The following is a 23,080-nucleotide window of genomic DNA, read 5'->3' as shown; positions in this document are numbered from 1 at the left end:
TGGCAGCCTCTTAGTTAGCTTTCGGTTGGGCGCTCGGATCTTGCTTGGCCGGTTGGCCTTGCGCTTGTGCGGGAGCGCCCGCGGGATTCCATTGCACCGGTTTGACCGAAGCGCCCGGGCGAACCTTCTGCAGGCCCTCCACGATCACGCGGTCACCCTCTTTCAGGCCGTCCAGGACCTGCCAGTTGTTGCCACGCGCACCGCCCGTCTTGACCGGACGTGGCTCCACCTTGTTCTCGGCATTGACCACCAGCACCGACGAGCCGCCGGCATCACGCATCACAGCCTGTTGTGGCACCAGCAGGGCCTGTTCGTCCACTGCCTGTTCGATCTTGGTACGCACATAGGTACCCGGCAGCAGCAGGCGCTTGGGGTTGGGGAACTCGGCGCGCAGGGAGACCGAACCGGTGCTCTCGTCTACGCTGATGTCGGAGAACAGCAGCTTGCCCGGTTGTTCATAGGCTTGGCCGTTTTCCAGCACCAGGGTCACGCTGGCCTTGTTCTCGCCCACGCTCTTCAACTGGCCCGCCGCCATGGCCTGCTGCAGCTTCAACAGGTCGGCGCTGGACTGGGTGACGTTGACATAGACCGGATCAAGCTGCTGCACCAGCGCCAGCTGGGTGGCATCGCCCTGACCCACCAGCGCGCCCTCGGTCACCAGCGCGCGACCGATACGGCCGGAGATGGGCGAGGTCACGGTGGCATAGCCCAGGTTCAGGCTGGCGGTCTGCACGGCAGCCTTGCCGGCGGCCACGTCAGCTTCTGCCTGCTTCTGGGCAGCGACCGCGTTGTCATATTCCTGCTTGGAGACGGCGTTGACTTCCACCAGCGGCTTGTAGCGTTGCGCCGTCAACGAGGTCTGCGTCAGGTTGGCCTGGGCACGTGCCAGTGTGGCTTGTGCGCTTTCCAGGCTGGCCTTGTACTGGGCCGGATCGATCTTGAACAGGACCTGGCCTTCCTTGACCTCGCTGCCTTCCTTGAAGACGCGCTTTTGCACGATACCGGCCACCCGTGCGCGTACTTGCGCCACACGGAAGGCTTCCACCCGGCCCGGCAGTTCATTGGTAATGGCCACGCGTTGCGGGGCGATGGTCACCACCGACACCTCGGCCGGCGGCATCTGGCCGCCTTGGGCGGCGGGTTTCTGTCCGCAGGCGACCAGCGCAGCGGCAACGGCGACGGTCATGGTAAGGCGCGTGAAACGACTGACTGAGCTCATAGATATCTCGCACGAAAGTAAAGTTGAAGCCGCCAGGGCGGCGATGAAACGAATTCGGTAAAACCGGTGATGACGATGATGCTATGCCTGTCGTCGCCGGCTGAAGTTGGCGGGACGGCAGGATGAGGCATTGTTGCAATGCGAAAAATCCCCCGCCCGCTTCCCGGCTAGGGCGACGAATTTTTGCGAAGGACTTACGACAGGGGCTTGAAGCGGATGCTATTATACATACATTCATGTATGTATGTATTTCTCCAAAACATCACATTAATTTAACAAACTTGTTCGAAACGGCGTAGCTAAATATGAGCGATTCCTTGCATTTTCCTGCAGAAGGCACTCTGATACCGTTTCCGCAGTGTTGAAACCGAGCTCTTCCGCATGGCCCGTCGCGATAAGCGGGTCTCGGCAAGACAAAACAGATGGCCCGATATTGTGTACGACGAATTCTTTCCACTCCATGACAATTTCTGCTTAAGCGCGATTGTTCAGGTTCAAATAATGTTCACTGAAGATGTGCGCACGCAGCAAAGCTTGCCGATGGATGATTCCGACTGGATGCTCTCCGGAGGTTGCTGAGATGGCCCGTTCCACCAAGGAAGAAGCACTGGAAACGCGCGCCCGCATCCTCGATGCTGCCGAGCAGGTATTCCATGAACGCGGTGTTTCGCAGACCTCGCTGGCCGACGTCGCCAAGGCGGCCGACGTCACGCGGGGCGCGATCTATTGGCATTTCAAGAACAAGAGCGACCTTTTCGACGCCATGTGCGAGCGCGTGCGCCTGCCGATGGAGGCCGTGCTGGAAGAGAACGCCAGCCCGCAGGTGGCCGATCCGCTGGGACAGTTCCTGCGCAGCGGCATCTACGTGCTGACGATGGCCGCAACCGATGAGCGCTGCCGGCGCGTGTTCGACATCATCTTCAACAAGTGCGAGTTTGCCGATGCCCACGATCCCATCCTGATCCGGCAGCGTGAGTGCCACGTCGACGGTATGTTGCGACTCGAGCAGATCCTCGGCAATGCGGTAGCGCGTGGGCAACTGCCGGCCACGCTGGACATCCGCCTGGCCTGCCTGATGGCCCATGCGACCTTCAGTGGCTTGCTGACGGACTGGTTCTTTTCACCCGAGAGTTTTGACCTGGTCGTGGAAGGTGAACGCGTGCTGGCAGCGTCTTTGTACGCCTTGAAGGCGGCACCTTCACTGCAGAAAGTGCAAGAAGTGAAGGAAGTGGTGAGCTGAGCGAGGTAGGGAAGGGCGACCCGTAGAAGAAGGCAGGCCGCCTTGCCGCGCCATGCGATCCGGTCTGACCGGGCCACATGGCGGGAGGGAAGCGTCGACTCAGTAGGTCGGCATGGTCGGATCGACCTGCGTGGCCCAGGCATGCACGCCGCCACTCAGGTTGATGACCTTGGTGAAGCCCTGGCGCTCCAGGAAAGCCGCGACCTGCATGCTGCGGCCGCCATGGTGGCAGATGCACACTACCGGCTGTTCTTCGTCGAGCTCGGAAAAACGGCCGGGAATGGTGTTCATCGGCACCAGTTGCGTACCGGCGATGTGGCAGGTCTGGTGTTCCCAGGGCTCGCGCACGTCCAGCAGCAGGGGCGTGGGGCGGTCGGGATCATTGATCCAGGCGGCCAGTTCCGGGGCGGAGATGTGCTCCATGATGCTTTCCTGTCAGGTTCAGAACGTGAAGTGGGACGGCACCAGCGCTGCATGCAGCGGCTTGGCCATGGTTTCCACGATGTTCACGGTTTCAAAGACATGTTCCGAAGTGCGGGTGATCAGTTGCAGCTCCATCACCGGTGCGGAACCGACGATGGCCAGCAGGCGGCCACCCACCTTCAGTTGCTTGCCGAAGGCTTCCGGCAGCAGTGGCAGCGAACCGGAAATGACGATCACGTCGTATTCGCCGGCCTTGCCGTCGGCGCCGGTCCAGCCCTGGGCGCCGTTACCCAGTTGCACATCCACGTTGGCCACGCCGTAGTCGGACAGGTTCTGCTCGGCCAGTGTCTTCAGCTCGGGGGAGATTTCCACGGTGGTCACGTGACGCGCCTTGTGCGCCAGCAGAGCCGCCATGTATCCCGAACCGGCGCCGATTTCCAGCACGTATTCGTGCTTTTTGACGTTGGCTTCCTGCAGCATGCGCGCTTCGATCTTGGGGGCCAGCATGTTTTCACCGCCCGGCAGGGGGATCTCGGTGTCGAAGAACGCCAGGCTGCGATAGGCGGCCGGGACGAATTCTTCACGCTTGACGACCATCAGCAGGTCCAGCACATCCTGCGCCAGCACATTCCAGGGACGGATTTGCTGTTCGATCATGTTGAAGCGGGCTTGTTCGATATTCATGGCGGTGGCTCGATCTAATCTAATAGCGACGGAAAGGCAGCATTTTATCAAACACCGCCCAGCTAATCAGCCCATCTATGCCGGGAAAAAGCGGCGGCCGGCGCTTCTGTTGCGGGTTTTCCTCAATGCAATGCGAGTATGGGCCTGTTGTTGCGTGCCGATCCGGGGCCGGATGCGCAGCGGGCGGCCATCTGTGGCCCGTGCTTCAGGCCCTCAGCCCATTGAGGCAGAGGTCGATCATGTTCTCCAGATAGCTGCGTGGATCGATCGGGGCCACCGCACAGGGGGCCAGTGACTGGTCCCAGAGCATGAGCATGACCACTGGAGCCACGATGACCTTTTTCATCGCTTCTGCATTGATCTGTCTGAACTCCCCGCATGCCATGCCGCGCTCCAGCACGCGGACCACGGTGGCGTCGCCCCGGGCGGTGATTTCTTCATGGTAAAAACGCGCAAGTTCGGGGAAGTTGCCGGATTCGGCCATCATCAGCTTGGCGATGCCCATCACCCCGGAGTGCGAGGCGGCCTCCCACCAGTGCATGATCAGGTCGCGCAGCAGGTCGGCACTGCTCCCGGCGTGGCCGGCGATGCGCGCTTCGGCCTGATCCAGCAGCGGCAGCATGTTGGTGCGTACCACCGACTTGAACAGGCTTTCCTTGCTGTCGAAGTAGAGATAGAGGGTGCCCTTGGAAACACCGGCGCGGGTAGCCACATCTTCCAGGCGGGTCGCTGCATAGCCGCGTTCCACGAACAATTCCAGGGCCGCCGCCAGCAATTCCTGGGGGCGGTCCTGCTTGCGTCGTTCCCAACGCGGTTCTTTGGATAAGGCAGACATGAGAAGCAAAATGACCGGGACGGGGCACTGTAAGTGGCAAGCTGCGCCGACGTCAAGCCGCTGGCGCAAGCAGGACGCAAGCAGTATGACAGCGGTGGGCGTTCACTGCCCGCAGGCAGCGATGGACTACAATGCAGGCCCACCGTCCCACCAGGAAGCCCCATGAAGTGCCGAGATGCCTGCGGCGCCTGCTGCATCGCCCCCTCCATCACCAGCCCGATCCCCGGTATGCCCGACGGCAAGCCGGCCAACGTGCCGTGTGTGCAATTGGATCAGGACATGCGATGCAAGATATTCGGACAGGCCGGGCGACCGGCTTTCTGCGCAGGGCTGCAGCCTTCGGCAGAGATGTGCGGCGACGACCGTAGCCAGGCCATTGCCTGGCTTACAAGGCTGGAGGCGCTGACTGCGCCTGCGCCACGAACTGACGCCGGTAGGCTCGCCCCTAAGTAGTTAGTAGGCTTCCTCGCGCCGCCGTCGCGCTTCATCGCGGATATCTTCGATGAGGCGCCGGGTATCCACCTTTTCCTTGAGGTGGGCGGCATGGGCTTCTCGGCTGATCGGAGCGATGGTCGTCAGCTCCTTCAGATCGGCAGTACTTTCTTCGTGTCGATGATGCACCGCTGCTCCTGATTCGATGGGGAGAGAACTCCCGCGTTGTACCACGGATCAGCCAAGTATAGCGCGATTGAGGTCAAATGACTGCCGATACGGTGCGGATACCGTCCCGATGCCTCCCGATTGCGTTCAGGAAATGTCAGGAAGGAAGCTCAGGGAAAGATTTCCGCCAGCCGCTCGCTGGGACGCACCAGCATCGTTCCCTTGGGCGCGACAACGATAGGGCGGTTCATCAGCACAGGATGTTCCAGCATGGCATCGATCAATTGCTCATCGCTGACCGTGGCCGCGTCCAGCCCGAGTTCCTGATACAGCGCTTCCTTGGTCCGCACCACCTCGCGCACCGGCACGCCCATGGCGGCGATCAGCTGCTTGAGGGTCGCCCGGTCCGGCGGGGTCTTCAGATATTCAATGATGGTCGGCTCGACGCCGCCGTCCCGCAGCGCCTGCAGCACATTGCGCGAGGTGCCGCAACGCGGATTGTGATAGATGGTGAAAGCGCTCATGCAGATTCCCGCAGGTGAATGAAAAACCGCATGGTAGCGCGTTATCACCAAAGGAAAACGCGAGTTTTGTCACGTTGCTAAGGTAGAATCCGAATTTGTTGCACTGCACCGACTGCACTTTTTTCAGGTTCGTGCGGTCGAAACGCCGGTTTGCACCGATGCGGGCTTGTCGATGTGCCTTCTTGAGGGTGCAATTGAACGATTCCGGCCATATCGGTACCGATTTCGCTGGCCAGCCTGCGTGATCAGCACCATTTCCCTTCAACTCCTCAGAAAAAGCCACCCCCCAGCTACCGTATGGATACCATCCTCGCGCTCAAGGCGCTCATCATGGGCATTGTCGAAGGCCTGACCGAATTCCTTCCCATCTCCTCCACCGGCCACCTGATCCTGGCCAACAGCCTGCTGCAATTCACCGGCCCCTCTTTCTCCAAGGAAAAAGCCGACGTCTTCGAAATCGTGATCCAGGCCGGTGCCATCCTCGCCGTCTGCTGGGAATATCGCGTGCGCATCGCCACTGTCCTCTGCGGCATGTTCACCGACCGCAAGGCGCAGCGCCTGGTCATCAACCTGATCATTGCCTTCCTGCCGGCCGCCATCCTGGGCTTTCTGTTCAGTCGCCGTATCAAGGAAGTGCTGTTTAACCCGGTCTCGGTGGCCATCGCCTTCATCGTCGGCGGCCTGATCATCCTCTGGGTGGAACGTCGCAACAAGGATCGCATGAGCATGGCCTCGGCCCGCGTCGAAACCGTGGATGACATGACCCCGCTGGACGCGCTGAAGGTCGGCATCGCCCAGGCCTTCGCCCTGATCCCCGGCACCAGCCGCTCCGGTGCCACCATCATCGGCGGCATGATGTTCGGCCTGTCGCGCAAGGCCGCTACCGAGTTTTCCTTCTTCCTGGCCATCCCGACCCTGTTCGCCGCCACCATCTATTCGCTCTACAAGGAGCGCGCGCTGCTGTCGGCGGCCGACGTCCCCCTGTTCACGGTGGGCACGGTAGCCGCCTTCGTCTCCGCTTTCCTGTGCGTACGCTGGCTGCTGCGCTACATCAGCTCGCACGATTTCACGATCTTCGCCTGGTATCGCATCGTCTTCGGCATCATCGTGCTGGTCACCGCCTACACCGGCGTGGTGGCCTGGGTCGAGTAAAACGCCCGCGTCAGGACCCTGTCAGCCAGCGCCGCCTGCGGCGCGGTACACTGCAGCACCCGCCGTCGGCCTCGACGCCGGCGGCGTTCACAACTCTCTTTCGCCACCCCCTTCAGAGCACACTCCATGGCCAACGTCTGCAGCGCCGGGCTTGATATCGGCTTTGCCTCCCTGAGCTACGCGCAGATCGGTTTCCTCGGCATCGTCCAGGGCATCACCGAACTGCTCCCCATTTCCTCCACCGCCCACATGCGCATCGTGCCGGCCTTTCTCGGCTGGCATGATCCGGGTTCTGCCTTCTCGGCCGCCATGCAGCTCGCAGCCCTGGCCGCCGTAATCAGCTACTTCCGGCGCGATGTCTCGGCCGTCACTGGCGGCAGCCTGGCGGCCTGGCGCCGTCGCGATTTCAGCGACCCCATGTTCAAGCTGGCCGTGGCCATCATCCTGGCGACCATCCCCATCGGCATTGCCGGCCTGGCACTATCGCACGTGCTCAACGCCTGCGGCTCGCCGCTGCGCAGCCTATCCGTGATCGGCTGGTCCTGCATCGTCATGGCGCTGCTGCTGGCACTGTCCGAACTGGTCTGCCGGCATCGCCGCAGCGTCGACCAGATGCGCCTGCGCGACGCCCTTATCGTCGGCCTGGCGCAGGTTGGCGCGCTGATCCCGGGCGTTTCCCGCTCCGGCTCCACGCTCACCGCGGCCCTGTTCCTCAATTTCCGCCGGGAAGAGGCGGCACGCTTATCCTTCCTGCTGGGTTTGCCGGCCATCGCCCTGGCGGGCCTCAAGGAACTGGCCGTGCTGCTGCACGCCCACATCCCCCTGGAAGCCTGGGGTGTCCTGCTGTTTGGCCTGGCCGTGGCGAGCGTCTCGGCCTTTGCCGCCATCTGGGGATTGATGAAATTCCTGGAGCGTTTCTCCACCTGGCCCTTCATCATCTATCGAGCCGTACTGGGTGTTTTCCTGTTGTTCGCGGTGTCCCGGGGCTGGCTGCAATAAAATAGCGCCTTCGCTACGCAGCAGCTTCAGGTTTTTCCATGGTCGATTTCGATTCCCTGCCCGCCGGCGCCACCCAGCAAGAACGCGCATTGCATGTGCTGGAGACGGTGTTCGGTTATTCGTCCTTTCGCGGTCATCAGGGCGAGATCGTCCAGCACGTCGCCGGCGGCGGTGATGCCCTGGTGCTCATGCCTACCGGCGGCGGCAAGTCGCTGTGCTACCAGGTACCGGCCTTGCTGCGCGCCGGCACCGGCGTGGTGGTCTCGCCGCTGATCGCCCTGATGCAGGACCAGGTGGACGCGCTGGCCGAAGTCGGCGTGCGCGCCGCCTTCCTCAATTCCACCCAGAGCTTCGAGGAAGCCATGCAGATCGAGCGCCGCCTGCGCCAGGGCGACCTCGACTTGCTCTACGTCGCCCCCGAGCGGCTGATGACGCCGCGCTGCCTGGAACTGCTCGAATCCTCACGCATCTCCCTCTTCGCCATCGACGAAGCGCACTGCGTCTCGCAATGGGGCCACGATTTTCGGCCGGAATACATCAAGCTGTCGGTACTGCACGAGCGCTTCCCACAGGTGCCGCGCATCGCCCTGACGGCGACCGCCGACCAGCAGACCCGCGAAGAAATCATCCACCGCCTGCAACTGGAAGATGCACGCCAGTTCGTCTCTTCCTTCGACCGCCCCAACATCCGCTACCAGATCGTGGAAAAGGCCAACGGTCGCAAACAGCTGCTGGACTTCATCAAGAGCGAACACCCCGAGGATGCCGGCATCGTCTATTGCCTCTCGCGCAAGAAGGTCGAGGAAACCGCCGAATTCCTGCGCGGCGAAGGCATCAATGCCCTGGCCTACCATGCCGGGATGGACTACGCGCTGCGCACCGCCAACCAGGCGCGCTTCCTGCGCGAGGACCGGATCGTGATGGTCGCCACCATCGCCTTCGGCATGGGTATCGACAAGCCCGACGTACGCTTCGTCTGCCACCTGGACCTGCCCAAGAGCGTGGAAGGCTATTACCAGGAAACCGGCCGCGCCGGCCGTGACGGCTTGCCCGCCGACGCCTGGATGGCCTATGGCCTGCAGGACGTGGTGCAGCAGCGCCGCATGATCGATGAATCCGAAGCCGACGACAGTTTCAAACGCGTCCAGAGCACCAAGCTCGACGCCATGCTGTCCCTGTGCGAAACCCTGCACTGCCGGCGCGTGCATCTGCTCGATTACTTCGGTGAGAAGTCCGGCCCCTGCGGCAATTGCGATACCTGCCTCACGCCCCCGGTGTCCTTCGATGCCACCGTCGAGGTGCAGAAGCTGCTGTCCACCGTCTATCGGGTCGACCAGCGCTTCGCGCCAGGTCATGTGATCGAGGTGCTGCGCGGTATCGACGGCGAGCGCGTCAAGCAGTGGCGGCACGACCAGCTCTCCGTCTTCGGCGTCGGCAGCGATCGTGGCGAAGCCGAATGGCGTGCCATCCTGCGCCAGGTCATCGCCCTGGGACTGCTGACGGTGGATGCCGAGAACTACAGCGCCCTCAAGCTCACCGAAGCCGCCCGCCCGGTGCTGCGGGGTGAACAGCAGGTGCAATTGCGCCGTTACCGCAAGCCGGAAAAGGCCAAGCGCAGCTCCCAGCGTTCCGGTTTCGTCGAGACCGATCTCGACACCGAAGAACAGGCGCTCTTCGAAAAGCTGCGCTGGTGGCGCGTCGAAACCGCGCGCGCCCACAATGTCCCGGCCTATGTCATCTTCCACGATGCGACCATGCGCGAAATCGCCAAGGCCCGACCGCAATCCCTGGACGATCTGCGCCACGTCACCGGCGTGGGCGAGAAGAAGCTGGAAACCTACGGCGATCAGATCATCGCGTTGATCGCAGAGATGCAGACCTGAGCGGGGCGGGCGTGGAACGGGAGTGTCGTCGCCATCGGCGCAATCCGGTCCAGTCCGTTCTACGTCAATGCCGCCGGTCATCTTCATGCAAGGCCTGCCGGCAGGGCACAGACGCCCCACCTTCGTGCGTCGTATAATCAGCGCCGACGCGCTTTCTGCCTTCCTTCCGCTGTTCCCATCCGCTGCACTTCCACCTCTGGAGAAATCGTGCGCCCGTTCTGTCTCCCGCTTCTTGTAGCCGCCTCCTTGTCCGCTCTGATCGCACTGCCCGCCGCGGCCGACGATCTCAAGATCCTTGCTGCCGGCGCCATTGCGCCCGTCGTCCGCACCGTGGCAGCCGACCTTGAGCAGCGCAGCGGCATCCACGTGACAGTGGAAAACGCCACCGCCGGCGTCATGGACAAACTTGTGCGCTCAGGTGCCGCTTTTGATGTGGTCGTCGTGCCAGACGGCGTATTGAATGGCCTGGGCAAGGACGGTTATCTCGACCTTGCAAGCAGCCGCTCGATTGCGCGCGTGGGCATCGCGGTTGCGGTAAAGCAGGGCGCCCCGTCGCCGGCCATCGCCACCGTCGCCCAGTTCAGGAAGGCATTGCTGGACGCGCCATCGGTAGCGCTGATCGATCCCAAGGCCGGAGGGTCAAGCGGGATCTATCTGGAAAAGCTGTTTGAGAAACTCGGCATCGCCGCCCAGATGCATGCCAAGGAAGTCCTGGTGCCTGGCGGTCTGGTGGCCGAAAAGCTGGTCGATGGCAGCGCCGCGCTGGCACTGCATCAGCAGAGCGAAATCCTGCAGGTCAAAGGCGCCCACCTGGTCGGTCCCTTACCCGCCGCCATCCAGAACTACACCGTCTATGCCGGTGCAGTGGGCGCGCACTCTGCTTCTGCTGTCGCCGCACGGGCCTTTCTGACGATGTTTGCAGAGCCGGCGGCGCGCAAGGCGATTGAGGAGCATGGGTTGTTGCCGGAAGATCGTTGAGGGGGGGATGTGCTCGATTCAGCATCACCATGCGCCACTGATCGTCGGGGCAGGCCTGTGAGGTAGCGGACCGCTTCCATCAGCTCAAGCATGTGCAGATCGCTGCATGCTGGACAGGCGGGCCGCGGTCCTGACGATGCTGACTTCTCGTCAATCCTCCCCTTGGTCAATCCCCGATGCTGGAAAAGACCCGTCGTAACCCGGTATAATGCCCACCCACACGCGGGTGTAGCTCAATGGTAGAGCAGAAGCTTCCCAAGCTTAAGACGAGGGTTCGATCCCCTTCACCCGCTCCATACCGCATGCGGCCTGCCGCCGGAAGCCTCCGGCACAAGAGGGGTTCAGGGCCGCGCTTCACCGATTCACGAGTCATCCATGTCTGAGAACAAATCCGGCAAGCCGCTTTTCTATGATCCGAGCGAGCGCCGCATCCGCAGCTTCGTCACGCGCACCGGGCGCGTCTCCAATGCACAGGGCCGTGCGCTGGAAGAACTGGGCCCCAGGTTCATGCTGCCCTATGCCAAGCAAGCCCTGGATCTGCAGGCCGCTTTCGGCCGCTCGGCGCCGACCGTGCTGGAGATCGGCTTCGGCATGGGCGAGACCAGCGCCAAGATCGCCGCATTGATGCCGGAAAAGAATTTCATCGGCGTGGAAGTGCATACGCCCGGCGTGGGCAGCTACCTGAAGCTGGCCGGTGAAGGCAACCTGGATAACGTGCGCATCATCCAGCACGACGCGGTGGAAGTGCTCAACAACATGATCGTGCCAGGCGCCCTGGCGGGCGTGCACGTGTTCTTCCCCGATCCCTGGCACAAGGCGCGCCACAACAAGCGCCGCCTGATCCAGGCGCCGCTGGTGCAGCTGCTGAGCTCGCGCCTGGCCGTGGGCGGTTACATCCACTGCGCCACCGACTGGGAAGATTATGCGATCCAGATGCTGGACGTGCTGGGTGCGGAGCCGACGCTGAAGAACACCTCCACCGATCCCTCGGGCTATGCACCGCGTCCGGATTATCGTCCCACCACCAAGTTCGAGAACCGCGGTCTGCGTCTGGGGCATGGGGTCTGGGACCTGGTGTTTGAAAAGCTGGCGTAAGCCCGGTAACCCGGCGTCGGGGCAAAAAATGAAAAGGCATGTCGAATTTCGACATGCCTTTTTTCCTTATGCCGCCAGCGTTTCCTACCTCAGCTTGAACACCGCCACCGCCCGCCCCAGGCCTTCGGCCTGAACCTGCAGGCTCTCGGCCGCCGCTGCGGCCTGCTCGACCAGCGCCGCATTCTGCTGGGTGACCATGTCCATCTGCACCACGGCCTTGTTGACCTCGTCGATGCCGGCACTCTGTTCGCGATTGGCATCGGTGATGTTGTCCATGATGGCGGCGACCTTCTGGACCGAGGCTACGATCTCCTGCATCGTATCGCCGGCGCCACCGACCAGCGAGGTACCGGCATTGATCTTGCCGACCGAGTCGTTGATCAGTTCCTTGATTTCCCGGGCCGCCGTGGCCGATCGCTGGGCCAGCGAGCGCACCTCGGACGCCACCACCGCAAAGCCGCGCCCCTGCTCGCCGGCGCGTGCGGCTTCCACCGCCGCATTGAGCGCCAGGATATTGGTCTGGAAGGCAATACCGTCGATCACTCCGATGATGTCGACAATCCTGCGCGAACTCTCTTCGATGGCCTGCATGGTTTCGATCACCGCCCCGACCATCTGCCCACCACGCACGGCGACGCCGGAGGCGGCTCCGGCAAGCTGGTTGGCATGGTGGGCGTTGTCGGCGTTCTTCTGCACGGTGGAGGTGATCTCCTCCATCGAGGCTGCGGTTTCTTCCAGCGAGCTGGCCTGTTCCTCGGTGCGTTCCGACAGGTCGCGGTTGCCGTTGGCGATTTCGGTGGCAGCGACCGTGATGGCGCCGGTACCGTGTCGCACTTCCGAAACGATGTTGGCCAGGTTGCCGTTCATCTCCTTCAACGCATGCAGCAACTGCGCGGTTTCATCCTTGCCCGATACAGCGACGTCCGAACGCAGGTCACCTGCGGCAACGGTCTGCGCAATCTGCACCGCCACGCCGAGCGGTCGCACGATGCTGCGCACCAGCCACCAGGTGATGCCGATGCCCACCAGCAACGACAGCGCAATGGACGCGCTCAGCAATGCCCGCGCATGCAGGTAGTCGGCCTGGCTGTCGGCGTTGATCTCGTCGCGCATCTGGTGAGCATGGGCCAGTACGGCGGCAACGATGTCGTCGATCATCCTGGTCGGCAGGCGGTCCACGCCTTTGACCTGTTCGTCCACGCGGGCGACCGATGCCGGGTCGTCGGAGGCATAGGCCTTCAAGGCATCGAGATACCTGGTCAGCAGCTCGGCATGCGCCTCCTGTGCCTTGCGCGCTGCCTCCTGGCTCATGCCGATCTGCGGCATGAGCTTCTCCAGCTTCTTCAGCGAGGCCTGGGTGGCGGCGCTCTCATCGATGAATGCCTGGCGATATTTGTTGAAGGCGTCAGGGTCCTTGCCGCGCAACAGGGTGTTCTTCCACTCCTGCACCTGGATCTTGAACTGCACCTGGGCACTGCGTGCGGCGTCCACCGACTGTTCGATCAGCGCGCCTTTCTGCATCGCCTGCGCGCCCTGGCCGTAGATCTCGTCCAGCACCAGCCAGCCACGTACTCCGACGAAGGCGGTCGCTGCCAGCAACAGTGCCGCCAGGAACCCCAGTCGCATGCCGATCCTGAAATCGTTGAGCTTCATCATTCCTCCCGGAAGTGCTGCACCTCATTTCACAGACATCGCAGACATCACAGACAGTTAACGGCACGGCAGACGGCGGGCTGAAGAGCCGCCAAAGGCAAATTCCGCGCTGGCGTCGCATGAAGACATGCAGCGACGGGCGGGTGATTGAACTGATGAAGCATGCACGCTCATGCGCCAGCGTGATGGTGCTTGCGGAAAGACGAAACGCCTGTCGCGTCGACAGCGCTGATGACGTAGCGGTACCGTGGCGGTGCGGACCGCCGCCACCATGCACGGTAGCAAGCAGAGGCCCGCCGTGCGGCCCAAGTCGGGGGCCGGCCGGCAGGCGCTGCGTGCTTTTCAGCCGTCCTTGTTGATCCGTGTGATCAAGGCCTCCAGCACCTCTTCTGCACGTTCGTTGTCCACCTGGCAGGTACCGGCGTTCTCGTGTCCGCCGCCGCCGTATTCCAGCATCAGTGCACCGATATTGGTCTTGGAGCTGCGGTTGAGGATGGACTTCCCGGTGGCGAAGACGGTGTTCTGATTCTTCAGGCCCCACAGTACGTGGATGGAAATGTTGGTCTGCGGGAACAGGGCGTAGATGATGAAGCGGTTGCCGGCGAAGATGGTCTCTTCCTTGCGCAGGTCCAGCACGACCAGGTTCTTGTGTATCGTGGCGCAGCGGCGGATCTGCTCCTTGCATTTCTCCGCATGTTCGAAATACAGCTCGCGACGTTCCTTGACGTCCGGCGAATCCATGATCTGATCGATGGTGTGCGTCTTGCACAGCTCGATCAGGTCCATCATCAGGTTGTAGTTGGAGATGCGGAAGTCGCGGAAGCGCCCCAGGCCGGTGCGCGCATCCATGAGGAAGTTCAGCAGGTCCCAGCCTTGCGGGTTGAGCACTTCCTCCTCGTTGAAGCGGGCGGAGTCGCCCTTGTCGACGGCGGCCATCATGTCGGCCCATGCCGCCGGGAAAGTCTTGTCACCACCGTAGTAGTCATACACCACGCGCGCAGCCGACGGCGCCTCCGGATGGATCACGTGGTTCTTGCGTTCACCAGTGTTGCGGATGGTTTCGGACAGATGGTGATCGAAGGCCAGATGCACGCCCGCAACGAAGGGCAGGTTGGTGGTGATGTCGTTGTCGCTGATGGCGATCTTGCCATCCTGCATGTCCTTGGGGTGGACGAACAGGATCTCGTTGATCATGTCCAGATGCTTCAACAAGACTGCACAGACCAGACCATCGAAGTCGCTGCGCGTGACGAGACGATATTTCTTTGCTTCCGACATGGTGACATCCCCCTCCATTGATGAAATTGACCCGGTGTGTTCATCGCCTGACCATGGCTTGCTCGCTTGATGGCTTGCCCATGGATCATCCCTTTGCGATGCAAAAGTCCATGTTACCTCGTTACCCTGGAGCCAGGCGGGAATTCTTGCGGTCCTCGCTGACCCTGTTCGGCGGCCCGGGCCGGCATCAGTCGCGCACCTTGCCGCGCATCGATTTGATCTCGCCGCGCTGTGTCTTGCTCTGCAGTCGTTTCCGCTGGGAACTACGGGTCGGGCGGGTCGGGCGGCGCCGCACCGGTACCGCCGCGGCCAGGGCCAGCATTTCCTGGAGGCGCTGCAAGGCTTCCGCCTTGTTCTTTTCCTGGCTGCGATGTGTCTGCGCCTTGATGATGATGACGCCGTCCTTGCTGATGCGCTGGTCCGACCATGTCAGCAGACGTTGCTTGATCTCATCCGGCAAGGAAGAGGCGTGGATGTCAAAGCGCAGGTGGATCGCGCTCGATACCTTGTTGACGTTCTGTCCGCCTGCGCCTTGTGCGCGGATAGCCGTCAGTTCGACTTCTTCCTCGGGGATCAACGGGATGGAAATGGTCAAGCCCTCTGTTGATATTCAGGCAGTCTGCAGGCCGGCATCGAGCATGATCTCGATGCGTTCCTTGCCTTTACCGGTGTTCTTGCGCTTGAGCCGAATCTGGCCCACTTCGGCCGTGGTGCGCGGGTGCGTGCCGCCGCAGGCCATGCGCGCGAAGCCTTCGACTTCCCAATAGCGACGCCCGGCCTGTTCATCGCTGAAGGCGGTGACGATCGGCAATCCCGCTGTGACCAGCCGTTGCGTGGCGGCCTCGATTTCCCCGAACAACGGCGCCAGGCTGGTCTCGCTGGCGAAATCCACGCGCGCCTTGTCCGCTGCGATATGGGCGCCGATGCGTTCGATCCCGGGGCGCAACTGGTACACCAGCTGCAATACCATCTCGGCGGCGAAATGCAGGCGCATCAGGCGGTACCGGCGCTCCCAGTCGATATGCATCTTCACTGCATCGCCGACCTGCAATCCATGCCCGGCCGGCAGCGTGTAGACGATGGACAGGTCGCGCTTTTCCGCCGTGAGGACAGGATGGCCGCCGAGTGTGCCGGCGTCGCTCTCCTGTCCGCCGGAGAAGGCGAAGAAGATGGTGTCGGCCACTTGGACCTGATCGCCATCGAGGTGGGTGATCACGGTATCAAGTTCGGTCTGGTAAGGCGCCGACCAGAAGATCTTGTGCGTCATGGAATGCGTTCGCAAGGGATAAGAGAGTGTGCCAATGTCGGCAGCCGCCGATTCTACGCCGGAAGTACAGGCCGGCCCAGGCCTGCCTGCGCTTCAGGCCGGCGGGGGCGTCAGCAGTGCTTCGATGCCTGCGATATCGACCTCGTCGCGTTGCGCCGGTCGCAGCATGTCATCGGCATAGTTCTGCCACAGCCGGCTGCGCAGGAAATAGCGGAACAAATCCGCATCCAGATGGCGGTCGCGGCACATGAAGGCCATGATGCGCAACGATTCCGACAAGGTCTTGGCCGGCTTGTAGGGGCGATCGGCCGCGGTCAGCGCTTCGAACACATCGGCCAGCGCCATCACGCGATCCTGCAAGGGCAGCTCGCCCGCCAGCAGGCCGCGTGGGTAGCCGGTGCCGTCCATTTTCTCGTGATGGTTGGCGGCCGTGTCGGGCACGCTCTTGAGCGAATCGGGCCAGGGAAGGCTCTTGAGCATCACCAGGGTTTGCACGATGTGGTTGTTGATGGCGAAGCGGTCTTCCTCGGTCAGCGTGCCGCGCCGTACCGTCAGGTTGTGCAGTTCGCCCATGTTCTGCCGATAGCGCGGCAGCTTCATGTTGAAACCCAGTGTGTTGCGCGGGTCATCGCGTTCGACCGCCGGACGATGTTCCTCATCCCACGCCACCATGTGTTCCGGCCGATCGGCCAGCAGCTGCTCGGTCTGCGGCAATGCCTGGGCCGGCTGGCCGCCACGCGCTGCCGCCAGGCGCCGGGCTTCTTCATCGGCCAGTCCGAGGCTGTCGTCGAAGTGACGTTGCCAGGTCTGCGCGGCAATCTGGCGCAACTGCGCGATGGCCTGTTCCGACATCGCCTCGCCTCCCACATTGCATTGCGCGACAAAGGCGAAATCCTCGTGCAGTCGCTTGCGCCTTTCCTCAAGTCGCAGTCGCAGCGCCTCGGCCTGTGCTGGTGCCAGCGCAGGCAGGTACTCGTGCAGGAGCTCCAGTTCGGCATCGCGCCACAGGACCTCGAAGCGCATCCGCACTTCGTGGATACGGTTGTGGATCACTTCCAGCTTGGTGGCCTTGTCCACGATGTGCTCGGGACTGGTGACCTTGCCGCAATCGTGCAGCAGCGCGGCCAGCTGGAAGGCGTAGCGCTGGTCCTCGTTGAGGCTGAAGTCGGCGTAGCGACCGTCGCGCTCCTGTTCCAGGCTCTCCACCAGCATGATGGCCAGGTGCGGCACGCGTTCGCAGTGGCCACCGGTATAGGGGCTCTTGGCATCGATGGCGTCGGCCATCAGGCGGATCAGGGATTCCAGCAGGGCCTTCTGTCCGGCGATCAGTTGGCGCGTTTCGATGGCCACGGCCAGCATGCCCGACAGCCTGCGCGCAAAGGCCAGGAAGCGCGGATCCTCATGAGCGCTGTCGTGCGCATGCATCAGCACCAGCAGCCCTTCCAGCGAACCGTTGCGGCCGCGCAGGTCCAGTTCCACGCGCAGGCGGTTGTCGTCGGTTTCGCGGGCCATGTCGGCGGCAGGGCCGTGTTCCTCGTAGGCCATGGTATCGGTCAGTCCGCATTGCTGCCCGTAGGCGGCCGCACGCTGCATCTGCCGGCTCTCGCGCTGCCACAGGTAGACTGCTCCACCATCGCAGCGGGTGGCCTGGACGAATTTCTCCAGCACCTGCTGCAACATTTCTTCGACATGGATTTCCGTGCTGAGGATGGCACTGATATCGAGGAAGGCTTCTACCGTCAGGCTGACGTGGTCCACCATCTGGGTCAGCATATTGACTTCGCGCAGCACGCTGCGTTTGCGGTCCTGGGTACGGAAGTCGAAGCGCGACATGCGCCCGGCCTGCAGCGCCAGCCGTTCCATGCTGCGCCCGATGGCACGGCCAGCCCACCAGCCCAGCGGCAGGAAGGCGATCACCAGCAGCAGCGCCACCAGTACCAGTGTCTTGCGATTGCGATCCAGTTGACCCAGCAGTTCGTCGCCGGGCGCGGCAATCAGCAGATTGAGGGTGTGGCCGTCGATGACGTTGAAGGGCAGTGACAGGCCCAGCCATTCCCTGCCGTTGACATCGTAGAGGGCGCGCTGCTCGCCCGCCCTGGACTTGGCCGACAACAGCGACAGGCTCGACACGTCCAGTTCGGCCAGGCTGCGGAAGCGGAAGTTGTCGCCGTCCTGCTCCAGTACCCGACCCATGTCACCGTAGGCGATCACCTTGTCGTTCTCGTCCACCAGCGCCAGTTCGCTGTGGGGCGTCAGGCGCAGATTTCCCAGGCTGGCCGCCAGGTCATCGAGCGTCATGTCGATGGCCACCACTGCGTCGCTGTTACGGGCGCGCTGCGACAGGCTGATGCCGATCTGGCGCGTGGTAAAGAACACGTAGGGTGCCGAAATCGCGGGTGCCAGCGAACGGTCCGCGCTGGCGTACCAGGGGCGGGTGCGGGGATCGAAACGGTAAGCGGGTTGGTCTTCCAGGGCCAGCAGTTTCAGCTCGGCACTATAGAAACGGTATTGGCCCTTCGGCTGGCCGGCGCCATTGACGGTGATGGTCTGCACCAGGAAAGCGGTTGCCGCCGGTGCGCCAAAGAACTCGCGTTGCTCGGCGCCGCGTAGCGCCCGCACCAGCAGGAAGTCACCATTGGGATAGCCCACATAGACCGCCGAGACCAGCGGGTTGGCAACCATGTCGATGGAGAAGGCGGCAATCCGAGTGAGACGTTCGTCCAGTGTGCCGGCCTGCGTGATGGGATCGAATGCCAGCTGGCGCAGCGTGGCCACGGCAGGGTCGATGATGCGGCGCGAGCGTTCCGTCATGATGCGCCCGGCGTCCTCGGCCGAGCGTTCGGCCATGTCCAGCAGGACCTGACGCGCGCCCCACCAGCCCACCGACACCAGCACCACCGCCAGCAGGATCATGCCGGCCATCACCAGTGCTGAAATACCAAAGCGCACCGGCAAGCCAGGCAGGCTGGCATCGTCGTCGCTCGTATCAGGCAAAGGGCGTTCGGGGAGGGGCATTGAGCACGCAGGGACTGGTGACATGCAGCGAAACCCGCGATGCCGTTTGCAGCGCCATGCACAGGCGCAAACGGGACACGGCCATTCGACTGAATATACCGGAATTACGTTGGAGTCGCATAAAGTGGTTAAGCGGTTTTTCTTCCCCCTGATCGCCGTTTCGATTTATCGCTTAAGAGGACGGAATGTGACTGATGGTAGGCAGTATGACGGCGCCCTGTTTTTCATAAAAACCACACATTTGTTGACAAGGAGAGGCAATTTGCTGCTAGTCGTGTACAATGCTGGTTGTACTTGCATCAAGTTGTATTCTTGTTGGTTCCAATTCCGCCTGACTGTCGTTCCCTCCTCGGTCGTTCTGTTTTCTTTCCTTCGGTTTCAGTTCTTGGTCTCAAGTGCCTTGCAGGCATGTTGCCTTCATTCGTCCCAAACTTTTCCAAAGGAATAAACATGAGCACTCAAACCGGCGTAGTCAAATGGTTCAACGATGCCAAGGGCTTCGGCTTCATCACTCCTGATGCCGGCGGCGCCGACGTCTTCGCGCACTTCCAGGACATCCAGTCCAATGGCTTCCGCAGCCTGTCGGAAAATCAGCGCGTGTCGTTCGACCGCGGTGTCGGCCCCAAGGGTGAAAAGGCCACCAACATCAAGGTCATCTAAGACCTCGATCTTCGCGCAAGCGAACCCGAACATCCCCGCTGCCCGCGCCTGAACGCCAAGGTATTCCATACGTTCCGATGGCCAGGCCGGCAGCACCAAGCGGCATCACCTCACTCCGGACGAGGGCTTCCTCGGAGCGGCACCTGGCAGATAGTCAGGGCCGATCCCGATCCGGAAGAGGGGATGCCAGCCCTTCCTGTATCAGCCGCGCGGCGTTTCGCTGCGCTCAGGATGCACAGGGCGCGGCCGGCGATCGCCAGTGGCCAGCCCCATGTGGCCGTGCAGATAGCGCGGGCATGTGGCAGGTACAGCAAATCGTCCGCCGATCACGGGCTTGTCCCGTGGAGCAAATAGTTAATTAAGCGCTCGTAGATGGAGTGACTGGACCGCCGATCCCAGAGATCTGCCGGGACCAGGACAAGACGAACACCTGGAGCAGGACCGCACCGGCCAGATAGGCCGGGCAGGTCGGATCGGCGACACCTTGCAGATAGCATGGGTCGCGGTGAATCCAGCGTTAATCAATGAACGGCCCGCCTCATCCGAGGCGGGCTTTTTGCGTTCTGGGGCGTGGTGGGCGGCGTGGAGCTCAGTCGAAGCCGCGCACCCGTTCCTTGTCCATGCGCGGCAATTCCCAATGGAAGCGGATGGCCAGCAGGCGTACCGAAAAGCCCAGTAGCAGCGAGCTCAGGGTGGCGATGCGGCTGTCGATCTGCAGATGCAGGATCAGCACATACAGGGCGCCGGTCAGCAGCGAGACGCTGGCGTAGATCTCGCGCCGCAGCACCAGCGGGATTTCGTTGCACAGCACGTCGCGCAGCAGGCCACCGAATACGCCGGTGACCATCCCCAGCATGACCACGATGGCGGGATGGAAGTTGTCGAAGCTGCGGGCGATGTCGCAGCCGATGATGGTGAAGGCCACCAGCCCCAGCGCATCCACCACCAGGAAGGCCGATTTGAAGTGATGCAAGGCGCGCGCCGCGACTGCCGCCACGATGGCCGCGCAGATGGTGAAGGCCAGGTATTCCGGATGCGCCACCCAGCCCAGCGGATAGTGACCGATCAGGATGTCGCGCACGGTGCCGCCACCGAGCGCGGCGACCGTACCGATGAGGCAGATACCGAAGATATCCATATCCTTGCGGATACCCATGAGCGCGCCGGAGACGGCTTCGGCGCAGATGGCGATCAGGTAGATGGTGTACAGCAGCATGGCAGGGTCCGGGCGAGCCGAAGAAGTCGGATTGCCCGGATTATTGCATGTCGCCCTGCGGACCGCGATGGCCGGATACGCATTCCATCACGCAATGCCAACGCGACCGTCACCACCATGGGTGATGCGCTCGCGTGAAACGGTTGGCTCAGGCCGAGGTATCGATGATGTTGCCGATCGCCTTGATACCCGAGCTGACGCTATCGGCCACCGCATGTGCAGCCGAGGAGACGGCGTCGGCAGTGGTGTCGTAGGCGCTTTCGATGTCGTCGCCCACTTCCACGGCGACCTTCTTGATCGGTGCGATGACGGTGTTGTAGAAGCCGCTGTTGCCGGAGGAAACGGAAGATACGCTCATGTGAAACTCCCTTGTGATGAGATCGAAGGCACCCGGCAGATTGCATCGATATCGTCAGCGATACCGCAGACCACCGGGCGGGAGTTCATCATAAGCAAGCGCGACAGCCGTGCAAAGGTGCCACCCCCTGCCATGCGCGTAAAGATATGCAATGCTGTGTAAAGCAGGCTTCCTCGCTGCGGCTTTATTGCGCCAGCATCAGGCCCGGGTCCTGCGCGCGCGATGGCCGCAGCGCCGCCGATGCGCCGGGGCGCGTAGCGCCGTGGCTGATCTTGAAGACCGACATGGCCTGGCTCAGCTTGACCGCCTGGTCGCGCAGGTTTTCCGCGGCCGCCGCGGCCTGCTCCACCAGCGCCGCATTCTGCTGCGTGGTTTCGTCGATGGCATTGACGGCCTGGTTCAGTTGTTCGATGCCGCCACTCTGTTCATTGCTGGCCACCGTGATCTCGGCCATGGTCACCGCCATGTTTTCCACTGCACCGCCCAGGTCACCCATGGCTTGCGCGGTCTCCCGCACCAGCTGGTTGCCGCTTTCCACCTTGGCGCGGGAGTCGTCGATCAGTCCCTTGATGTCCTTGGCGGCCGAGGCCGAACGCTGCGCCAGCGTGCGCACTTCCGAAGCCACCACGGCGAAGCCGCGGCCCTGTTCGCCGGCGCGGGCTGCCTCGACGGCCGCGTTCAGGGCCAGGATGTTGGTCTGGAAGGAAATGCCATCGATGAGCGCGATGATGTCGACGATCTTGTGCGAGGCCGTATCGATCTCTTCCATGGTCTTGCCCATGCGCTGCACCGACTGGCTGCCACGCTGGGCAATGGAGGAGGCCGATTGTGCCTGGCGGTCGGCATTGGCGGCGGAGTCGGCGTTCTGGCGCACGGTGGCGGCGAACTGCTCGACGCTGGACGCTGTCTCCTCCAGCGCCGAGGCCTGCGATTCGGTGCGCCCGGAAAGGTCCATGTTGCCGCTGGCGATCTCACCGGTCGAGATGGTCATCGATTCCACATTGCGTCGCACGTCGCCGATGATGGCGCGCAGGTTGACGTTGAGTTGCTGCAAGGCCTGCAGCAGCAAGCCCATGTCGCCGCGAGCGTCGGTATCGATATGCAGGTCGAGGTCGCCACCGGCCAGACCATGCACGGACCGGATGGCCCTCTGCAACGGTGCCACGATGCTCGCGTGCAGCAGCGCCCACGAACCCAATAGCAGGATGGCGCCCAGCGCTGTCCCCAGCCACACCGCGTACGGGCTGCCGCCAGCGCGCTGCACGGCGGCCCCGGCAACGACGCCGCCCAGCAGGAACATCAGTGTCAGCACGCTCATGGTCCAGCCCAGTCGTCGCGCCACCGACAGGTCACGCAGACCTTGCAGCCATCCCACCAGGCCGGTACGGACCACAGCGCCGCGATGGATACGCACGCCACGCGCCTGACCGGCCACAAAGCGTCGATACGCGGTATCGGCGGCCTGCACCTGCTCCCGCGAAGGACGGGTACGCACCGACATGTAGCCGACAGCGCGGCCGTTTTCCCGCACCGGCGTCACGTTGGCCTGTACCCAGTAGAAGTCACCGTTCTTGCAGCGGTTCTTGACCAGCCCGTTCCAGGGCAGCCCGGCCTTGAGCGTGGTCCACATGTCGGCAAAGGCTTCGCGCGGCATTTCCGGATGGCGTACGATATTCTGCGGCGCGCCGATCAGTTCGGCCTCCGCGAAGCCGCTGATTTCCACGAAGTAAGGATTGACGTAGAGGATGTTGCCCTGCAGGTCGGTCTTGGAAACGATGGACTTGCCATCCTCCAGCAACCGTTCATTGGTGGTGATAGGTAGATTCGTGCGCATGCTTGCCCCCGTGCCCTCGGACCGCCCGACCCTGCCCGGGCTACGGTCCTGCCGCTGTTATAGAAAGCTGCAGCGCTTCTTCCCCAAGTGCTGCAGCCCCGTTTTTCAAGACAGGCCATGGCTGATTATGGACCTGACGTGGAATCCCGAGTCTGTAAGAAGGCGAT

The 23,080-nt window shown here is 62.6% G+C and carries 21 protein-coding genes, 1 tRNA gene and 1 pseudogene; 9 read left to right on the top strand and 14 right to left on the bottom strand.

The window, feature by feature from the left end; translation table 11 throughout:
* Positions 1-10: 10 nt before the first annotated feature.
* Positions 11-1,219 carry an efflux RND transporter periplasmic adaptor subunit gene (locus ACEOAC_RS22840; RefSeq protein ID WP_039877174.1) on the bottom strand — a complete coding sequence of 403 codons (1,209 nt, stop codon included), beginning with the start codon at positions 1,217-1,219 and terminating at the stop codon, positions 11-13.
* A 580-nt stretch (positions 1,220-1,799) separates the two neighbouring features.
* Here ACEOAC_RS22840 and ACEOAC_RS22835 point away from each other — a divergent pair.
* Positions 1,800-2,459, top strand: coding sequence for a TetR family transcriptional regulator (locus ACEOAC_RS22835; protein WP_077236883.1), 660 nt, complete (start codon positions 1,800-1,802; stop codon positions 2,457-2,459).
* A 99-nt stretch (positions 2,460-2,558) separates the two neighbouring features.
* On the opposite strand, the gene ACEOAC_RS22830 is transcribed toward ACEOAC_RS22835, so the two are convergent.
* The 3 genes from ACEOAC_RS22830 to ACEOAC_RS22820 all read right to left on the bottom strand — a co-directional run bounded on the left by ACEOAC_RS22830 (position 2,559) and on the right by ACEOAC_RS22820 (position 4,401).
* Complete coding sequence (locus ACEOAC_RS22830) at positions 2,559-2,882, bottom strand: rhodanese-like domain-containing protein (protein WP_077236884.1); 324 nt, start codon at positions 2,880-2,882, stop codon at positions 2,559-2,561.
* Between the two features lie 18 nt (positions 2,883-2,900).
* The gene (locus ACEOAC_RS22825) at positions 2,901-3,566 is read right to left on the bottom strand and encodes a protein-L-isoaspartate O-methyltransferase family protein (RefSeq protein WP_006465542.1); all 666 of its coding nucleotides are present in this window, start codon (positions 3,564-3,566) and stop codon (positions 2,901-2,903) included.
* 205 nt (positions 3,567-3,771) lie between these two features.
* Positions 3,772-4,401 carry a TetR/AcrR family transcriptional regulator gene (locus tag ACEOAC_RS22820; protein WP_413444034.1) on the bottom strand — a complete coding sequence of 210 codons (630 nt, stop codon included), beginning with the start codon at positions 4,399-4,401 and terminating at the stop codon, positions 3,772-3,774.
* A gap of 162 nt (positions 4,402-4,563) precedes the next feature.
* Here ACEOAC_RS22820 and ACEOAC_RS22815 point away from each other — a divergent pair, with 162 nt between their 5' ends.
* Positions 4,564-4,854: a YkgJ family cysteine cluster protein gene (locus ACEOAC_RS22815; RefSeq protein WP_006465544.1), complete on the top strand. Its 291-nt coding sequence runs from the start codon at positions 4,564-4,566 to the stop codon at positions 4,852-4,854.
* On the opposite strand, the gene ACEOAC_RS22810 is transcribed toward ACEOAC_RS22815, so the two are convergent.
* Positions 4,855-5,022: a hypothetical protein gene (locus ACEOAC_RS22810; protein WP_166758416.1), complete on the bottom strand. Its 168-nt coding sequence runs from the start codon at positions 5,020-5,022 to the stop codon at positions 4,855-4,857. It abuts the gene before it with no gap.
* Positions 5,023-5,174: 152 nt separating this feature from the next.
* A pseudogene (arsC, locus tag ACEOAC_RS22805) lies at positions 5,175-5,525 on the bottom strand (arsenate reductase (glutaredoxin)); the annotation flags it as partial.
* Positions 5,526-5,822: 297 nt separating this feature from the next.
* Between arsC and ACEOAC_RS22800 the strand changes: the two are divergent.
* From ACEOAC_RS22800 to trmB, 6 genes are all read left to right on the top strand, one after another.
* Positions 5,823-6,677, top strand: a complete 855-nt coding sequence (locus ACEOAC_RS22800) for an undecaprenyl-diphosphate phosphatase (protein ID WP_006465546.1) — start codon at positions 5,823-5,825, stop codon at positions 6,675-6,677.
* 126 nt (positions 6,678-6,803) lie between these two features.
* Positions 6,804-7,676, top strand: coding sequence for an undecaprenyl-diphosphate phosphatase (locus ACEOAC_RS22795; protein ID WP_413444035.1), 873 nt, complete (start codon positions 6,804-6,806; stop codon positions 7,674-7,676).
* A gap of 38 nt (positions 7,677-7,714) precedes the next feature.
* Complete coding sequence (gene recQ, locus ACEOAC_RS22790) at positions 7,715-9,559, top strand: DNA helicase RecQ (protein ID WP_413444036.1); 1,845 nt, start codon at positions 7,715-7,717, stop codon at positions 9,557-9,559.
* 246 nt (positions 9,560-9,805) lie between these two features.
* Positions 9,806-10,537 (top strand): molybdate ABC transporter substrate-binding protein, encoded by a 732-nt coding sequence (locus ACEOAC_RS22785; protein ID WP_413444037.1) that lies wholly within the window; start codon positions 9,806-9,808, stop codon positions 10,535-10,537.
* Positions 10,538-10,759: 222 nt separating this feature from the next.
* Positions 10,760-10,833: transfer RNA gene (locus tag ACEOAC_RS22780), tRNA-Gly, on the top strand.
* A gap of 79 nt (positions 10,834-10,912) precedes the next feature.
* Entirely contained in the window at positions 10,913-11,632 is a 720-nt protein-coding gene (gene trmB / locus ACEOAC_RS22775; RefSeq protein ID WP_413444038.1) for a tRNA (guanosine(46)-N7)-methyltransferase TrmB, read from the top strand.
* Positions 11,633-11,716: 84 nt separating this feature from the next.
* Here the strand turns inward: trmB and ACEOAC_RS22770 are convergent, their stop codons facing one another.
* The 5 genes from ACEOAC_RS22770 to ACEOAC_RS22750 form a co-directional block, all read right to left on the bottom strand.
* Positions 11,717-13,285, bottom strand: coding sequence for a methyl-accepting chemotaxis protein (locus ACEOAC_RS22770; RefSeq protein ID WP_413444039.1), 1,569 nt, complete (start codon positions 13,283-13,285; stop codon positions 11,717-11,719).
* Between the two features lie 342 nt (positions 13,286-13,627).
* Positions 13,628-14,563, bottom strand: coding sequence for a hypothetical protein (locus tag ACEOAC_RS22765; RefSeq protein WP_006461926.1), 936 nt, complete (start codon positions 14,561-14,563; stop codon positions 13,628-13,630).
* Between the two features lie 187 nt (positions 14,564-14,750).
* The gene (gene arfB / locus ACEOAC_RS22760; protein ID WP_413628594.1) at positions 14,751-15,158 is read right to left on the bottom strand and encodes an alternative ribosome rescue aminoacyl-tRNA hydrolase ArfB; all 408 of its coding nucleotides are present in this window, start codon (positions 15,156-15,158) and stop codon (positions 14,751-14,753) included.
* 15 nt (positions 15,159-15,173) lie between these two features.
* Positions 15,174-15,830 carry an alanyl-tRNA editing protein gene (locus ACEOAC_RS22755; protein ID WP_413445163.1) on the bottom strand — a complete coding sequence of 219 codons (657 nt, stop codon included), beginning with the start codon at positions 15,828-15,830 and terminating at the stop codon, positions 15,174-15,176.
* 93 nt (positions 15,831-15,923) lie between these two features.
* The gene (locus ACEOAC_RS22750) at positions 15,924-18,845 is read right to left on the bottom strand and encodes an HD domain-containing phosphohydrolase (RefSeq protein ID WP_413445164.1); all 2,922 of its coding nucleotides are present in this window, start codon (positions 18,843-18,845) and stop codon (positions 15,924-15,926) included.
* Positions 18,846-19,295: 450 nt separating this feature from the next.
* On the opposite strand from ACEOAC_RS22750, the gene ACEOAC_RS22745 reads away from it, so the two are divergent.
* Positions 19,296-19,505 (top strand): cold-shock protein, encoded by a 210-nt coding sequence (locus ACEOAC_RS22745; RefSeq protein WP_006461922.1) that lies wholly within the window; start codon positions 19,296-19,298, stop codon positions 19,503-19,505.
* Positions 19,506-20,094: 589 nt separating this feature from the next.
* Here the strand turns inward: ACEOAC_RS22745 and ACEOAC_RS22740 are convergent.
* The 3 genes from ACEOAC_RS22740 to ACEOAC_RS22730 all read right to left on the bottom strand — a co-directional run bounded on the left by ACEOAC_RS22740 (position 20,095) and on the right by ACEOAC_RS22730 (position 22,913).
* Positions 20,095-20,721 (bottom strand): trimeric intracellular cation channel family protein, encoded by a 627-nt coding sequence (locus ACEOAC_RS22740; RefSeq protein ID WP_006461921.1) that lies wholly within the window; start codon positions 20,719-20,721, stop codon positions 20,095-20,097.
* Between the two features lie 148 nt (positions 20,722-20,869).
* Positions 20,870-21,079, bottom strand: a complete 210-nt coding sequence (locus ACEOAC_RS22735; RefSeq protein ID WP_102661588.1) for a protamine P1 domain containing protein — start codon at positions 21,077-21,079, stop codon at positions 20,870-20,872.
* Positions 21,080-21,263: 184 nt separating this feature from the next.
* A complete protein-coding gene (locus tag ACEOAC_RS22730) occupies positions 21,264-22,913 on the bottom strand; it encodes a methyl-accepting chemotaxis protein (protein ID WP_413628593.1) in 1,650 nt (549 codons plus the stop codon).
* Positions 22,914-23,080 lie beyond the last annotated feature (167 nt).

It is taken from the genome of Herbaspirillum frisingense (genome assembly GCF_047325095.1).
GTDB lineage: Bacteria > Pseudomonadota > Gammaproteobacteria > Burkholderiales > Burkholderiaceae_D > Herbaspirillum > Herbaspirillum frisingense.
Note: the sequence above shows the minus strand (reverse complement) of the source record. Positions and strands in the feature narration are given on the sequence as shown.

Coding starts and splice junctions, on each gene's coding strand:
- ACEOAC_RS22840 (WP_039877174.1), bottom strand. CDS start 1,219: ATGAGCTCAGTCAGTCGTTTCACGCGCCTTACCATGACCGTCGCCGTT.
- ACEOAC_RS22835 (WP_077236883.1), top strand. CDS start 1,800: ATGGCCCGTTCCACCAAGGAAGAAGCACTGGAAACGCGCGCCCGCATC.
- ACEOAC_RS22830 (WP_077236884.1), bottom strand. CDS start 2,882: ATGGAGCACATCTCCGCCCCGGAACTGGCCGCCTGGATCAATGATCCC.
- ACEOAC_RS22825 (WP_006465542.1), bottom strand. CDS start 3,566: ATGAATATCGAACAAGCCCGCTTCAACATGATCGAACAGCAAATCCGT.
- ACEOAC_RS22820 (WP_413444034.1), bottom strand. CDS start 4,401: ATGTCTGCCTTATCCAAAGAACCGCGTTGGGAACGACGCAAGCAGGAC.
- ACEOAC_RS22815 (WP_006465544.1), top strand. CDS start 4,564: ATGAAGTGCCGAGATGCCTGCGGCGCCTGCTGCATCGCCCCCTCCATC.
- ACEOAC_RS22800 (WP_006465546.1), top strand. CDS start 5,823: ATGGATACCATCCTCGCGCTCAAGGCGCTCATCATGGGCATTGTCGAA.
- ACEOAC_RS22795 (WP_413444035.1), top strand. CDS start 6,804: ATGGCCAACGTCTGCAGCGCCGGGCTTGATATCGGCTTTGCCTCCCTG.
- recQ (WP_413444036.1), top strand. CDS start 7,715: ATGGTCGATTTCGATTCCCTGCCCGCCGGCGCCACCCAGCAAGAACGC.
- trmB (WP_413444038.1), top strand. CDS start 10,913: ATGTCTGAGAACAAATCCGGCAAGCCGCTTTTCTATGATCCGAGCGAG.
- ACEOAC_RS22770 (WP_413444039.1), bottom strand. CDS start 13,285: ATGAAGCTCAACGATTTCAGGATCGGCATGCGACTGGGGTTCCTGGCG.
- ACEOAC_RS22765 (WP_006461926.1), bottom strand. CDS start 14,563: ATGTCGGAAGCAAAGAAATATCGTCTCGTCACGCGCAGCGACTTCGAT.
- ACEOAC_RS22755 (WP_413445163.1), bottom strand. CDS start 15,830: ATGACGCACAAGATCTTCTGGTCGGCGCCTTACCAGACCGAACTTGAT.
- ACEOAC_RS22750 (WP_413445164.1), bottom strand. CDS start 18,845: ATGCCCCTCCCCGAACGCCCTTTGCCTGATACGAGCGACGACGATGCC.
- ACEOAC_RS22745 (WP_006461922.1), top strand. CDS start 19,296: ATGAGCACTCAAACCGGCGTAGTCAAATGGTTCAACGATGCCAAGGGC.
- ACEOAC_RS22740 (WP_006461921.1), bottom strand. CDS start 20,721: ATGCTGCTGTACACCATCTACCTGATCGCCATCTGCGCCGAAGCCGTC.
- ACEOAC_RS22735 (WP_102661588.1), bottom strand. CDS start 21,079: ATGAGCGTATCTTCCGTTTCCTCCGGCAACAGCGGCTTCTACAACACC.
- ACEOAC_RS22730 (WP_413628593.1), bottom strand. CDS start 22,913: ATGCGCACGAATCTACCTATCACCACCAATGAACGGTTGCTGGAGGAT.